The following is a 14,449-nucleotide window of genomic DNA, read 5'->3' on the forward strand; positions in this document are numbered from 1 at the left end:
CAGTAAGACAAAAAGACGAGTCGGCTTCTGCCGGCTTGCTTTTTTGTCTTTTTTTTGGAAAGTTGAACTGAATTTCGTGTTATAATGGTTGCAATTGTCACAGTGTCAGTGATGAATATCGGACTGAAGGGGAGACTGCTGGATTATGAGCGCAATGGACAAGATGTGGCTGTCATTGGTGGCCATCCTCATTATGGGACTATCTGTTTTCCTGATTACGTTTGCTCGTGCCAAAACAAAAGGTATTGTACGGGGGATTCTTTCTCTGATTGCATTTTTGATTATGCTGATTGGCTTTTTCGGTGGAATCGCTTCTCTGACCTGATTTCCCAACCTGAAAGATAACATCCGCATAAGCACATCATAAGAACTGACACAATGAATACGGATGAGGGGAGTGTGAGCCTATGGGGCCGCATGATACGGAGGGGCGGACAGAGCGTTATCCGGAATTACACGCGGCTTTGCTGGAAACGGCCAAAGCCTGGAACACACAGCCTCAGACATGGTTACTTGGAGGAAGTTGTGGGTTGTTGCTTCAAGGGGTGGAGTTGCAACAGGCTCCGAGAGATATTGATATCTATGCGGATGTCGCTGCTGCTAAAGGACTTCACCGTAGCGCTCCGGGGGAAATGCTTGACGAGCCTACAGTGGACAAGACGGGACCGTATGCTTCTCTGCTGAGCCACTATCAGGTGGGTGAATGTGCGCTGGAACTAGTTGGTGGTTTCGAAATATGGGCTCGCAAAAGTTGGTACCGCATCGAGATTGAACATGTACTTGCTCCGCATGCACCAGTAGCACAAGTGGGTTCATATCCCCTGCGACTGATGCCGCTTGCGCATGAGCTGTTGTTTAATCTGCTGCGAGGTCGTGAAGATCGTTATGTCCCCATTGCTAAACAGATGCGCGAGCAGCCAGATGCACATCAACCTATAATGATGCTTTTAAGCCAACAGAATGTGTGGACGAGCCGCTTCAGAGCCGAAGTGGAAGAGCTTGTTGGCTTTACATGGCCCCAGTAGGTTGAGGGAGGAAAATGATGGACTATAAAGTTACTTTTTTACCTATGAACAAATCGATAGCACTCAAACCAGGGGTGACACTTTTGCATGCAGCACGACGTGCTGGAGTCAAAATTACGACCCGATGTGATGGCAAAGCGGCTTGCCTGATGTGCAAAGTGAACGTGGATGAAGAACATCGGGCGGAACTGTATCCACCAACAGATGCAGAAAAGCGCAAGCTGGGTTCACTGTTGGAAGCAGGTACACGACTGTCCTGTCAGGCCAAGGTGTGTGGATCTCTATCGGTTCATGTTCCAGAGGACCCGCTGAAGGCAGCCATTCGGAAACAACTGGAACGTCAACAACAGGAAGACGACTGGTTCTGAGCGTTATGACATTGATTCTCTAATGAGTTATTCAAGGAGGACACGAATGATTAGGAACAAGCCAAATTGTGTGGAAGGAAGCAGACGGCAGCGTCTGAAACATCAGACGGGCGGTCTGCTGATATTCCTGTTGTTTGCTTTTACAGCAAGTGGTTGTATGTATCCATCGCAAAGCAATTCGGACCCTAAAATAGCCTATCGGGAAAGCGTGAGCCGTATCCAGAGTGCGGTAGAGGCATTCCAGCAAGATGAGGGGATTTTACCCATCCTCAATGCAGATATGGAAACGCCAAAATATGAAAAATTCAGAGTGGATTTGCCCAAGTTGAAGCAGCTGGGGTATCTGGATGAAATACCGGGAACCGCTTTTGAAAGCGGTGGTAGCGCTTACTTCCTTATCCAGGATGAAGAAGTGAATCCCACCGTTAAAGTGATGGACCTCCTGACTGTTCAGAAAGTCAACGATGTGCAGCGAATGGTTAATCAATATAAATCCGTACATAACAATAAGCTGCCAAGCGGGGAAGAATTGTATCCGGGGTTATATGCTGTGGATATGGATCAGGCTGCACAGGCAGGAACTCCTTCCACTACATTGAATAGTGTGTATTCGGGTCAGGCATTACCTTTTATGATGGATGACGAAGGCAAAGTCTATGTAGATTATGCTTTTGACATTATGCAGGCAGTGGAAAAGTCTGATGTGTCTCCAGCAGAGACGGATGATGTTCGGGATCTTCTGTTGGAACACTCCTACTTCGTACCTGTAAAATCTGTTTTATACACTTGGCAAAATAATGCACCAGTGGCACAGCCAACAAAATAAGTCTGGTTGCCATTCATATGATCTAACTGTATGCCACCCCATGCCTCTAAGGGTTCAAAAAGAGATATTCCAAATCAGGAATATCTCTTTTTTCTTTTGTCCGTATGAGCAATAACCGTCATAAAAACTTCACGGATCACATAAAGTAGATTGAAATAAAGACGCGCAGTCCGAGATCGGGGGATTCTCCTAATGTCATCACCATAAGATAAAAAAACAAAAATACGCGTCATATTGCCGCATACGGATACATAAGATGATACTAGTCCAATTGCATGTACGAGTTAACGCCGCTCTCGCCGGTTTCATCAGAATGCAACGTTCGGCGGCGGACGACTTCCGGGCACTCACAAAGGCGGCTCTACCGTTGCAGGGATTTCAGTCTTCTGATTGAAAAAACGAAGCGGATGCTCTTTAGCATTTTTCCTTCGGAGTAATTTAGGGAGGGGATTTCATTGGAGAAAGTGGACATTTTTAAGGACATAGCTGAGCGGACCGGAGGGGATATTTATCTCGGGGTTGTCGGCGCAGTCCGGACGGGAAAATCAACATTTATTAAACGATTCATGGAAACGATCGTATTGCCCAACATCGCAAGCGAGGCCGATCGTGCCCGTGCAGTGGATGAACTTCCACAAAGTGCAGCAGGCAAAACCATCATGACAACCGAACCAAAATTTGTACCGAATAACGCAGTTCAGATCAAGGTGGCCGAAGGGCTTGATGTCAATGTACGCCTTGTGGATTGTGTGGGTTACGCGGTGGAAGGAGCCAAGGGGTACGAGGATGAAAATGGTCCGCGCATGATCTCCACGCCTTGGTTCGAAGAGCCAATTCCGTTCCAGGAAGCCGCCGAGATTGGGACTCGCAAAGTCATTCAGGAGCATTCCACACTGGGTGTTGTGGTCACAACAGACGGCACAATTGCCGAAATTGCCCGCAGTTCCTATGTGGAATCCGAAGAACGGGTTATTGCGGAATTGAAAGAAGTCGGTAAACCGTTTGTCTTGGTCATCAACTCCACTCGCCCACGCAGTGAAGAAGCCCTGCAATTGCGTAGTGAACTTGCTGCCAAATACGACATTCCGGTGATGACACTCAGTGCAGCCACAATGACTGAAGATGATGTGACGGGTGTACTTCGTGAAGTGCTCTATGAGTTCCCTGTGCATGAAGTGAATGTAAACCTGCCGAGCTGGGTTATGGTGCTGAACGAGACTCACTGGCTGCGAAGCAACTACGAGAATTCTGTACGGGATACCGTGAAGGATATTCGCAGACTTCGCGATGTGGATCGGGTTGTCGCTCAGTTCATGGAATATGAATTCATTGATCGCGCAGGCCTGAGTGGTATGAACATGGGGCAGGGTGTAGCTGAAATTGACCTGTATGCACCGGATGAACTGTATGATCAGATTCTCGTAGAAGTAGTTGGCATCGAGATTCGCGGCAAGGATCATCTGCTGCAATTGATGCAGGAGTTCTCACATGCGAAGAGAGAATACGATCGCTTCGCAGAAGCGCTGGAAATGGTCAAAACGACCGGATACGGCATTGCTGCTCCATCTCTCGCCGAGATGGCTCTGGATGAACCTGAGCTCATTCGTCAGGGCACCAAATTTGGCGTACGTCTGAAAGCTACGGCACCGTCCATTCATATGATCCGGGTCGATGTGGAATCGGAGTTCGCTCCAATTATCGGTACGGAGAAGCAAAGTGAGGAACTGGTGAGATACCTGATGCAGGACTTCGAGAACGATCCGATCAAGGTATGGGATTCAGATATGTTCGGCCGTTCGCTACACTCTATCGTGCGAGAAGGGATTCAGGGCAAGATTGCCATGATGCCGGATAATGCAAGATACAAACTGCAAGAGACGCTGGGAAGAATCATTAACGAAGGTTCAGGTGGCTTGATCGCTATCATTTTGTAAGACATCAAAAGACCGTAAGGGGAAATCCCCTCGCGGTCTTTTTTATGTGATTTCTTTATTTTGGATGAAATGGATGGGAAGAATAGTGCTTTCAAAAAAAACTTAGCGATTTTTAGCTTTAAATTGCTAAAACCCATTTACATACTAGGGATTAGCCGTTATATTAATATTCAACTATTGTGATCGAGATCACAGAGAGTGGACAGGGGGAGACAGAGATGAAAAGAAAAGAGATAAAATGGGTATGGTTGAGTGTGTTATTGGTATTTACATTGGCACTGTCCGCTTGCGGAATTAAAAAAGAACCGGCAGCAACTCCAGCTTCAGGTGCATCAGCTGATACGCCGAAAACGGAAGCAGTTACAGGCCCTCTAAGCGGTAAAAGAATTGCACTTATTATGGAATTTAATACAGGTACCTTCTCGCAGCAATATGTACAAGGAGTCAAACAAGAAATCGAAAAATTCGGTGGCGAACTGACGACGTTTGTTGCCGATAATGACAAAGCAAAGATGGTATCTTTGCTTGATAGCGCAATTAACCAGAAATTCGATGCCATTCTTACGGATCACGGCGATTCCCTATTAGAGCCAGGCGTGAAGAAGGCAGTAGAACAGAACATTCCCGTGGTTGTATTCGATGCAGCCATTACTGTACCGGGAGCTACAGTCCTGTCACAGGATGACCAGAAGATGGCTGAGCTCACACTGGAGCAAATGAAAAAAGATATCAATGGACAAGGAAATATTGTGAAAGTATGGGTAGCTGGTTTCGCACCGATGGAACGTCGTCAGATTGCATACGGTGAATTCATGAAAGCAAATCCGGACATCAAGGAAATAGCTACATTTGGTTCCGCACAGAATCCGGCGCTGGATACTCAAGCCAAAATGGAAGCTATTCTCAAGCAATATCCAAAAGGTGAGATTACAGCTGTATGGACTGCATGGGATGAATTCGCCAAAGGTGCAGCGCGTGCAATTCAACAAGCTGGACGTGACGAGATCAAAGTGTATGGTATCGATATGAGTGACGAGGATCTGCAAATGATTCAGGACCCGAAAAATCCTTGGGTTGCTTCTGCTGCTGTTGATCCAACGGATATTGGTCGCGTCCAGGTACGTTATGCTTATCAAAAACTGAACGGGGACGAGACGGAAGATGCAGTTGTTCTTAACCCGGTCTATGTTCAACGTGAAGCTCTGCCAGATAAACAAATCTCCACTTCGGAGCTGTCAGAGTTCGTTGAAGGTTGGGGTGGCAGCACACAAGGAATCAAGGACTGGATGAGCGAATACGGAATTACTGCTAAATAAGCAGCGTATGGGAAGCGCGCCGCAAGGCGCGCTTTTTCAAACATAAATGAAAGATATGTGTTGTCTGGATGAAAAAAGGGATGCTCCCGGAAGGGAACGATTGGAGGTTAACATCATGAGCACTGCACCAATTCTGCTTCATATGGAACATATCCACAAGCAGTTTTCAGGTATTCCTGCACTGAAGGATGTGGATTTCTCTGTAAAAGGTGGGGAGATTCATGCGCTGCTGGGTGCCAATGGTGCCGGGAAGAGCACGTTAATGAAGATTTTGTCTGGTGCCTATCCATTGGATCAGGGGACGATTCAATTGAGTGGACAAGCGCTTCATTTAAGTTCTCCGGGAGACGCTAAGGCAAGTGGGATTCACTGTGTCTATCAGGAAGTGGATGCTGCACTGGTACCACAGCTGACGGCCGCGGAGAACATTATGCTGGATCAGCTGGCTTCATCTGCTGGAGGTTGGTGGAAAAGTCCACGGAAGCTGCAACAGCGCGCGGTTGAGGCATTGAAGCAATTAGGGGCGGACATATCCGTTCACCAAAAAGTGGCCGATCTGACACTTGCAGAAAAACAGATGATATTGCTGGCGCGGATTTTGATCCAGGATGCCAAAGTCATCATTTTTGATGAACCGACTGCACCGCTGAGCCAGGAAGAAACGGATGCATTTTTCCGGATTGTTCATCTGTTGAAGGAACGGGGCGTAGCCTGCATTTTCATTACCCATCGTCTTGCGGAAGTGACGGGTCACTGTGATCGCGTTACGGTTATGAGAGATGGGCAACATGTATTTACCGGTGAAGCAAAGGGACTGACGATCAATAATTTGGTTACTCAGATGTTAGGCAAACCATTTGAAGAAGAATTTCCAAAGACGGAAGCGCCCGTGGGAGAGCTGCTGTTGGAGGCACGAGGGCTTCGTCGTGGAGTGAAAGTCAAAGGTGTTGACCTCTCTGTACGCCGAGGTGAAGTCCTCGCTGTGGTAGGTCTGGTAGGCGCGGGTAAAACGGAAAGTTCTCGTTTGCTGATTGGTGCAGATCGACTAGAGGGAGGCGAGATCCGGCTTAATAACCGTAATCTCCGCCTGTCTCAGCCTGCGGATGCGGCGGCTCTGGGGATTGTTTCTGTACCGGAGGAGCGACGTAAACAAGGAATCCTGATTCAGGAGAACGTGGAACGGAATTTAAGCCTGCCTTTGCTTAGTCGTCTTAGTACATTAGGTTTCGTAAGCCGCAAGCGGGAACGTTTGAATGCAGAGTCATTGGTGAAACAGCTTGGAATTAAAACATCGTCCGTGAAGCAGGAAGTGAAATATCTAAGCGGTGGTAATCAGCAGAAGGTAGCCATTGGTAAATGGCTTAATGCGGATGCTGACGTATTTATATTTGATGAGCCAACCAAAGGCGTAGATATTGGGGCGAAAAGTGACATTTTCCGCATCATCAATGAACTGGCTTTGGCGGGCAAGGGTGTAATCTATTTCACCTGTGAACTGGATGAAGGCATGGGAATTGGCGACCGAATCGCTGTCATGTGCGAGGGTGTTATCGTGAAAGAGTTCAAACGTGGCGAGACTAATCAAGAACAGCTGCTATACTATGCAAGCGGTGGACAAGAGGTGCAATCATGAAGGATAAATCACTGGATTTTGCGTTCCGTTACGGGGCGATTATAGTCATCATAGGTGTTATCGCATTTTTTGGCATTAAATTGCCTTATTTCTTTACGTACAGTAACTTGACCGATATTTTGGGCTCGATCTCTATCGTTACGTTTGTAGCGATCGGTGTTACGTTATCTCTCATTGTTGATGGATTTGATCTCTCGGTTGGGGCGACTGTCTCATTGACTACCGTCGTTACTGCTTCGTTAATGATTTGGTATCAACAACCACTGGCAATTGTAATTATTGTGCCACTAATCATTGGCGCTGTTATTGGTTTACTGAACGCTTTGCTCATTGTAAAATTGCGTATTCCGGATTTACTCGCAACCCTTGCCACGATGTACATCATCGGAGGTATTCACAAAACGTATGCACAGGGATATACCATTTACAATCACATGCAGTTCCCTGACGGGAGCAAAGCTGCGGGAGAGATGGATCCGACATTCCTGCTAATAGGGCAGGGTAAATGGCTTGGTATGCCGATATCGGTAATCATGCTGCTTATTGCGGTAATAGGTGTGCATATCTTTTTGACGTATACGAAATATGGTCGCCAGATGTACATTACAGGCGGTAATGAGGAAGCTGCACGGTTGTCTGGAATCAAGGTGAAAAAGGTGCGTACACTCGCCTATGTAGCCGCTGGAGTGTTTGCAGCAATTGGAGGTATCATCTATGCTTCCAAAGTAGGATCTGGGCAAATTGATGCGGGATCGCCGTTGTTAATGGAATCCGTAGCTGCAGTATTTGTCGGTTTCTCTGTGTTTGGTGCGGGTAAACCAAATGTCATCGGAACCTTCATTGGTTCGGTTCTGATTGGTGTACTTGTGAACGGGTTAACGATGATGAACGTACAGTATTTCACACATGATATTGTAAAAGGTGGGGTTCTCGTGCTGGCCCTGGCGGTTACATTTTACGTCTTAAACCGCAACCGGACTTGAAATTGTGGGCTGTCTGTATTAGTATGAAATTTGTTCGGCGTCTGAAATGCCCGTGGTTTCAGACGACATTCTGCCGAAAATGACTGTTGACCGCAGGCGGAGATTTGTGTTCATCGCTCAAGATGTACGTAGATTTTTTGCGTATGAACGTATATTTCGCTATAAAACGGAAACACAGTATAACATTCAGGACATTGATACAGGAGGTGAAAAACAAATGAACAAATCAGACTTGATTACACACGTATCTGAAGCAACTGAATTGTCCAAGAAAGATGTAACGAAAGCGGTTGATGCCGTATTCGAAGCAATCTCTGAGGCTCTTCAAAGCGGAGATAAAGTACAATTGGTTGGTTTTGGGAACTTCGAAGTTCGCGAGCGCTCTGCACGTAAAGGACGCAACCCGCAAACAGGTGAAGAAATCGAAATTCCTGCGAGCAAAATTCCTGCTTTCAAACCAGGTAAAGCGCTCAAAGACGGAATTAAATAAGATTTCTACATATTCCATATGTCGACAAAAAGACCGTGACTTGTTCACGGCCTTTTCTTTTGCCCTTTAACGATGTTTCTTGCGGCTATCCGAGTGCTCAGGATCATCCGGTTGCCCGGTATAAGCAACCAGAATCAGATCTTCGCCAGCAGCTTCAGACAGATGCTGTTCGATTTCTTTTAACTGATGAATATGCTCGTCTGTAAGTGCGGCAGGGGTGTACTTCATGCAGATTCTCCTTTCTGTGGCTGTACAACTGTAGTATGACCGGAGGGTCGCCGATTCTTGCGGTTCATTCGTATAAGGCGCAGGTTGACAAATGAAACAATCTTAATCATCATTAACGCTATCGAACTAAAGAAGGGGACATGCGTGATGGATCATCCAACCGGCAATGATTATATTGTAATTAAGGCAGAGGAAAATGGTGTCCAGGTGATCGGATTAACCCGAGGTCAGGATACACGTTTTCACCACACCGAGAAATTGGACAAAGGTGAAGTGATGTTTGCCCAATTTACCACCCATACCTCAGCTATTAAAATCCGGGGCAAAGCCACGCTGATTACCAAGCATGGACAGATTGAATCGGAGTAATGGACAGATTGAATACATTCAAATGAAGATTGCAGGCATAGCCTGCTTTTTTTCATTGTACAATGAGGTATGAGCCTTTACCGGACAGACTACACTAACAGGTAAAGGCAAGGAGGCGTATATGAATCCGCGGATGATTGTTACTGCTTCAATGCTGGCAACGGTTGCGGCGGTCTTTCTGCTTGTTGCGATACAAACCTTACATATGCGTACATGGGGCGGGGAAAACGTACAACCTGCCTCTGCATCACATCATCCGGTTCAGCTAACGAATGACAATCTGGTTGATGTGCTAAGCTCCATGCAACTATCAACTCCCATTGCAAGAGTGGAATGGAAACAGTCCATTTTGACACTGGACCTCAAAGTTAAAGGAACGGGTACAAGTTACACTGAAATCTATGAAAACATGGCAGCTGTGGCGGATATGGGCTTTCGGAGTCTGGATAACGTGGATCAGGTGCTGCTGCGTGTGATGGCAGAAGATGAATGGATGCATAAACGACATCTGTTGCTTGCTGCTGATATTCGGCGTGGAGAGTGGCCTCTGTATGCGATTGAAACATTACGGAACTGGAAAAGTGCGGCCTTTTCAGATGAATTGAAGGACTGGTTTCATTTGATGGAGACCGAACTCTGGAAGAAGCAATTCGAAATGACAAGTCAGGGGTAATAGAATAGCAGGATTCAGTGCGTGCCCGTTCAACATATGCTATAATATATAAGATTGTAGTGCAGAAATGGTTTAACAATGTTAAGGCTCGGAGGCTGAGAATGAATTCATATCGCGTACCCCAACTAGCAAAGAAATATACGGATTACGACATGATTCGACAACATACGGAAATCCCATCATTTCCGGATAGCCGGGCACGTCTGTTGCAGGTATTTGTGGGCCGCACAGACGAAAAGGTGCATCAAGAGTTATATGCTCTTGCAACTTCGCTCGTTCAGTTGGCCATGGATACGCATGATCGAATCGATACCATTTCCGGTGAGCGTAGAGAGCAGGAGATGCGTTCACGCCAGTTGAATGTACTCGCCGGGGATTATTTAAGTAGCCGTTTTTATCAATTGCTTGCCCAAGCGGGCAGAATTGAAATGATTGGCAAACTCAGTGGTGCTGTATCCGGAGTGAACGCACGCAAGATGACGCTGTATGAACGGATGAAGAAGCTTCTCGTTTCGGCTGATGAATACTTGCGTGAAACGGTACAGCTGAGGATGCAGCTGTTTCTTTCATTTACAGGCATGATCCAACATAACGAAGAGTCCTTATGGAACAGCCTGTTGACTGAATTCAGCTCCTGCGAAACGATCGTGGAAGAACTGAAGCGGATGAATGACGCGAAACAATATCTTCACAGCTATGCATATTGGCACATATACGAGCATGGTAATGACGATGAGCGCAATGTGTTGCGTCAGTCTGAACCGGATGCACGCGCATGGAACTCTATGGTGCTGAAGCATAGGGTTGGCGAGGTTTTGCTGGACAAGCTTCGCGAGTGTACACACCGCATTCAACTGTTGTTGCAAGACGAGGAAGGGCGGATGGGCTTGCAGGAGATACATGCAATTCTAGAGCCTTACTTGGCATATTTGCAGCCTTCACATGCGGCAGTAAGGGAAGATTGAGGGGGAGACAGACGAATGGGGAGCGGAGAGACCAAACCGAAAGAAGAATATGTCCATTCGGTTTTTCAAAGTATAGCCGGAAAATATGATGTCATGAATGATATTCTAAGTTTCCGCAGGCATAAGGCTTGGCGTAAATTCACCATGAAAAAGATGAATATGTCCAAAGGCGATACCGGTCTTGATTTGTGCTGCGGCACATGTGACTGGACGCTAGCTATGGCAGAGGCAAGTGAAACGGGGCACATGCACGGACTTGATTTCAGCAGCAACATGCTGGAGGTCGGCCAGACAAAGATCAATGCGGTGCAACGTCAGAAGCAGATTACCCTGACACAGGGAAATGCCATGTCACTTCCTTTCGAAGACAATTCATTTGATTATGTGACGATTGGGTTCGGGCTGCGCAATGTACCTGATCTCAGACAAGTGCTGTCTGAAATGAAACGTGTGGTCAAACCGGGCGGTATGGTTGTGTGTCTGGAATTGTCCAAGCCAACATGGCAGCCGTTCAAAGGCATTTATTATTTTTATTTTGAGAAGGTTTTACCGAATCTTGCCAAAGTGTTTGCTAAAAGTTTTGAGCAGTACAAATGGCTGCCGGACTCACTGGCCATTTTTCCGGGAAGGCAGGAACTGGCAGACATTTTTGCAGAAACTGGATTACAACAAGTGCAGGCCTATCCTCTAACCGGAGGTATCGCGGCACTGCATATTGGAACCAAGGAGAATCAGCATGTTTAGGAAAATTCGCATCTTTTTAGAAATGATCAAGATTGAACACACGCTTTTTGCTTTACCTTTTGCATTTATGGGGGCCATTCTCGGCTCCATGGTAGTGAATGATACCTTCCCAAGCTGGATGCAGATCATGTGGGTATTGCTTGCGATGGTCGGCGCACGTAGTGCGGCTTTTGGTTTGAACCGAATTATTGACCAAGCGATTGATGGTAAAAACCCGCGTACCGCGATGAGAGCCATCCCGGCAGGACTGTTGAAAAATGGGGAAGTTGTTATATTTGTCATTATCTCATTTGTATTGTTATTCTGGGCCTCATCCAATCTTAATGTATTATCCATGCAGCTGTTGCCTATTGCTGTGTTTATGTTGGTACTGTATTCGTACACCAAACGATTCACATGGTTATGCCACGTCGTTCTCGGAATGACGATTGGTTTGGCACCACTTGGTGGCTGGGTAGCTGTAACAGGAACGATGGATTGGACAGCGATTGTGCTGTACGTTACGATTGTATTCTGGACAGCGGGCTTTGATATTATCTATGCATGTCAGGATCTGGAATTCGATCAGGGAGAGGGTCTTCACTCCATACCTTCCCGTTTTGGCCTGGTTAAATCCTTGCAGATCGCTAAGTTCTTCCATGTGATTACTGCAATTGGTTTTCTTGCGTTATTGTTGATGACAGATCTGAGCTGGTGGTATGGCGCAGGCATGTTGGTGACGTATGGAATTCTGTTCTATCAACACTATATTGTATCGCCTAATGATATGAGCCGTGTTCAAACGGCGTTTTTTACCATGAACAGTTTGCTTAGTATAATCGTATTTACGTTCACTCTGATTGATCTGGCGGTGAAATAAATGGTGCAGCAGCCGGACAATAAACGACTGGTTGTCGGAATTACCGGAGCGAGTGGCAGCATATATGGCATTCGATTAATTGAAACGCTGCTTGATTTGGAATATAACGTTCATCTGGTCATATCCAATGCAGGGTGGCGTGTACTGAAAGAAGAATTGGACTGGGATGTGACGAATCGGGACGCGGTGCTGGAAGAAAAATTCGGCAACCGTGCCGGTTCTCTGACCTATCATCCTGTGAGTGATATAGGAGCCTCCATTGCAAGTGGTTCTTATCTGGCCGACGGCATGATTATCATGCCATGTTCGATGGGAACTCTTTCGTCCATCGCGCAGGGATCGTCGGATAATCTGATGTCTCGCGCAGCCGATGTTATGATGAAAGAGGGAAGAACATTGATCCTCGTACCACGTGAGACCCCTCTTCATGCAATCCATCTGGAGAACATGCTGAAGCTTTCTCGTCTTGGTGTACGAATGATACCGGCTATGCCTGCTTTTTATTACAAACCTCAAACTATGGATGAGTTGATTCTGTTTTTGGTGGGGAAAGTGCTGGATAGCTTGCGCATCCCACATCAACTGTTTACAAGATGGGGAGAACCGGATGAACGGGGATAACGACTGAGTTCGATACAAGGCTGTTTTTTGCCAAAGTGTTGCTCGGTTTATTTGTCCCCGGAATCCCGGGGTATTGGTGAGTGCTGATGGTGAGTCTTCATGAACCACAGTCTTGACCCATGCTCCGGCAACTTCTGTATTTTGTTTCAGAACAAGTCGCAGAGTTTAATTTCCGGGTGTCGGCTATGACATTCGGAGAAGAAAAATACGTTAGATTACCTTATAGAAAAACAAAAGCAAGAACGGTAAGCCGGGTTTTTCGTAATGCCTGCAGGCCCGACTTGCTGGAGGGGAAGGTAAGCATGAATTTATGGACTGACAATACGCTGATACGGGTGAACGAATGAAACTATTGGATATTTTCGGGTTGTTAAAAAAGGACATGGATTACATTGAGAAAGAGTTGTATCGCAGTGTTCGAGGAGAACAGAAGCTGTTGAGTGAAACGTCACTTCATTTGCTCAAAGCAGGAGGAAAACGGTTGCGGCCCGTTTTTGTGTTACTTGGTGGGAAATTTGGTACATACGACATTGAACGTCTGAAGTTGGTTGCGGTTCCGCTGGAACTCATTCATTCGGCATCCCTCGTTCACGATGATGTCATTGATAATGCGGAGACGCGCCGAGGCAAACCCACGGTGAAGTCAAAATGGGATAATCGGATTGCCATGTACACAGGAGACTATATCTACGGTAAGGCACTTGAAATGACTGCCGGATTATCCGATCCAGCTATTCATCGTATTCTTGCTAAAGCCATGGTACAGATGTCCATTGGTGAAATGGAGCAAATTCGCGATTTTTTCAATACGGGACAAAGTGTTCGTAACTATCTGCTGCGGATTCGCCGTAAAACAGCACTTCTGATTGCGGTTAGCTGTCAGTTAGGGGCATTGGCCACACGCGCGCCTGAGCATGTATCTTCCCTACTGTATACGTACGGATACAATGTGGGGATGGCTTTCCAGATTCAAGATGATGTACTTGATCTGGTAGGTACCGAGAAACAACTTGGCAAGCCACCAGGCAGTGATATGAAGCAAGGAAATATTACTCTTCCTGTACTTTATGCCCTAGAAGAATCCGATCTGCGGGAACCTTTGCTTAAGGAGATTTCCCGTGTCCAGCATGAAGAAGGACGGGCAAGTGCATCGGATGCAATTGGAATGATTCGCCAAAGTCAAGGAATCGCTAAAGCAGAAGCCCTTGCTGACCGATATATGAAGAAAGCGCTCGATGCTCTCGATCAGCTACCTAACATCAAGACGACCAAAAACCTGCGTGATATCGCTCATTTTGTGGTTAAACGTACGCATTAAATGTTGTATGACCTTCAACTCTCAGATCGCTCATACCCAAAGATGAACAGACTTGTGATATTCCTCATTGGGAGGATTTGGACATGTATGTTACAAT

17 protein-coding genes are annotated in these 14,449 nt (G+C 46.4%); 16 read left to right on the plus strand and 1 reads right to left on the minus strand.

Going from position 1 to position 14,449, the window contains the following annotated elements; all coding sequences use genetic code 11:
* Window positions 1-145 precede the first annotated feature (145 nt).
* The 9 genes from FE296_RS14550 to FE296_RS14590 all read left to right on the plus strand — a co-directional run bounded on the left by FE296_RS14550 (window position 146) and on the right by FE296_RS14590 (window position 8,575).
* Window positions 146-325: a DUF2768 family protein gene (locus FE296_RS14550; protein WP_017687688.1), complete on the plus strand. Its 180-nt coding sequence runs from the start codon at window positions 146-148 to the stop codon at window positions 323-325.
* Window positions 326-407: 82 nt separating this feature from the next.
* Window positions 408-1,025 carry a hypothetical protein gene (locus FE296_RS14555; protein WP_124116202.1) on the plus strand — a complete coding sequence of 206 codons (618 nt, stop codon included), beginning with the start codon at window positions 408-410 and terminating at the stop codon, window positions 1,023-1,025.
* Between the two features lie 17 nt (window positions 1,026-1,042).
* Entirely contained in the window at window positions 1,043-1,393 is a 351-nt protein-coding gene (locus tag FE296_RS14560; RefSeq protein ID WP_017687690.1) for a 2Fe-2S iron-sulfur cluster-binding protein, read from the plus strand.
* A 46-nt stretch (window positions 1,394-1,439) separates the two neighbouring features.
* Window positions 1,440-2,219 carry a hypothetical protein gene (locus tag FE296_RS14565; protein WP_150365409.1) on the plus strand — a complete coding sequence of 260 codons (780 nt, stop codon included), beginning with the start codon at window positions 1,440-1,442 and terminating at the stop codon, window positions 2,217-2,219.
* A gap of 455 nt (window positions 2,220-2,674) precedes the next feature.
* Window positions 2,675-4,153, plus strand: coding sequence for a stage IV sporulation protein A (gene spoIVA / locus FE296_RS14570; RefSeq protein ID WP_017687692.1), 1,479 nt, complete (start codon window positions 2,675-2,677; stop codon window positions 4,151-4,153).
* 218 nt (window positions 4,154-4,371) lie between these two features.
* Window positions 4,372-5,469: a sugar ABC transporter substrate-binding protein gene (locus FE296_RS14575; protein ID WP_150365410.1), complete on the plus strand. Its 1,098-nt coding sequence runs from the start codon at window positions 4,372-4,374 to the stop codon at window positions 5,467-5,469.
* A gap of 115 nt (window positions 5,470-5,584) precedes the next feature.
* Window positions 5,585-7,102 carry a sugar ABC transporter ATP-binding protein gene (locus FE296_RS14580; RefSeq protein WP_124116204.1) on the plus strand — a complete coding sequence of 506 codons (1,518 nt, stop codon included), beginning with the start codon at window positions 5,585-5,587 and terminating at the stop codon, window positions 7,100-7,102.
* A complete protein-coding gene (locus FE296_RS14585; protein ID WP_017687695.1) occupies window positions 7,099-8,085 on the plus strand; it encodes an ABC transporter permease in 987 nt (328 codons plus the stop codon). The genes FE296_RS14580 and FE296_RS14585 overlap by 4 nt, the downstream gene beginning before the upstream one ends.
* Before the next feature lie 217 nt (window positions 8,086-8,302).
* Complete coding sequence (locus FE296_RS14590) at window positions 8,303-8,575, plus strand: HU family DNA-binding protein (RefSeq protein ID WP_024630670.1); 273 nt, start codon at window positions 8,303-8,305, stop codon at window positions 8,573-8,575.
* A gap of 66 nt (window positions 8,576-8,641) precedes the next feature.
* On the opposite strand, the gene FE296_RS32760 is transcribed toward FE296_RS14590, so the two are convergent.
* Window positions 8,642-8,803, minus strand: coding sequence for a hypothetical protein (locus FE296_RS32760; protein ID WP_167483690.1), 162 nt, complete (start codon window positions 8,801-8,803; stop codon window positions 8,642-8,644).
* A 147-nt stretch (window positions 8,804-8,950) separates the two neighbouring features.
* Here FE296_RS32760 and mtrB point away from each other — a divergent pair, with 147 nt between their 5' ends.
* The 7 genes from mtrB to FE296_RS14625 all read left to right on the plus strand — a co-directional run bounded on the left by mtrB (window position 8,951) and on the right by FE296_RS14625 (window position 14,352).
* Window positions 8,951-9,172 carry a trp RNA-binding attenuation protein MtrB gene (mtrB, locus tag FE296_RS14595; RefSeq protein WP_017687697.1) on the plus strand — a complete coding sequence of 74 codons (222 nt, stop codon included), beginning with the start codon at window positions 8,951-8,953 and terminating at the stop codon, window positions 9,170-9,172.
* Between the two features lie 121 nt (window positions 9,173-9,293).
* Window positions 9,294-9,845 carry a hypothetical protein gene (locus FE296_RS14600; RefSeq protein ID WP_124116205.1) on the plus strand — a complete coding sequence of 184 codons (552 nt, stop codon included), beginning with the start codon at window positions 9,294-9,296 and terminating at the stop codon, window positions 9,843-9,845.
* Between the two features lie 101 nt (window positions 9,846-9,946).
* On the plus strand, window positions 9,947-10,810 hold the full coding sequence (locus tag FE296_RS14605; RefSeq protein WP_150365412.1) for a heptaprenyl diphosphate synthase component 1: 864 nt from the start codon (window positions 9,947-9,949) through the stop codon (window positions 10,808-10,810).
* A gap of 15 nt (window positions 10,811-10,825) precedes the next feature.
* Window positions 10,826-11,554, plus strand: coding sequence for a demethylmenaquinone methyltransferase (locus tag FE296_RS14610; protein ID WP_036607690.1), 729 nt, complete (start codon window positions 10,826-10,828; stop codon window positions 11,552-11,554).
* The gene (locus FE296_RS14615) at window positions 11,547-12,413 is read left to right on the plus strand and encodes a UbiA-like polyprenyltransferase (protein WP_124116207.1); all 867 of its coding nucleotides are present in this window, start codon (window positions 11,547-11,549) and stop codon (window positions 12,411-12,413) included. The genes FE296_RS14610 and FE296_RS14615 overlap by 8 nt, the downstream gene beginning before the upstream one ends.
* Complete coding sequence (locus FE296_RS14620; protein WP_150365413.1) at window positions 12,414-13,034, plus strand: UbiX family flavin prenyltransferase; 621 nt, start codon at window positions 12,414-12,416, stop codon at window positions 13,032-13,034. It begins immediately after the preceding gene.
* Window positions 13,035-13,377: 343 nt separating this feature from the next.
* Entirely contained in the window at window positions 13,378-14,352 is a 975-nt protein-coding gene (locus FE296_RS14625) for a polyprenyl synthetase family protein (RefSeq protein WP_017687703.1), read from the plus strand.
* The last annotated feature ends 97 nt before the right edge of the window (window positions 14,353-14,449 follow it).

Origin of the sequence: Paenibacillus sp. UASWS1643, from assembly GCF_008693195.1 — a bacterium.
Classification (GTDB): Bacteria; Bacillota; Bacilli; order Paenibacillales; family Paenibacillaceae; genus Paenibacillus; species Paenibacillus amylolyticus_B.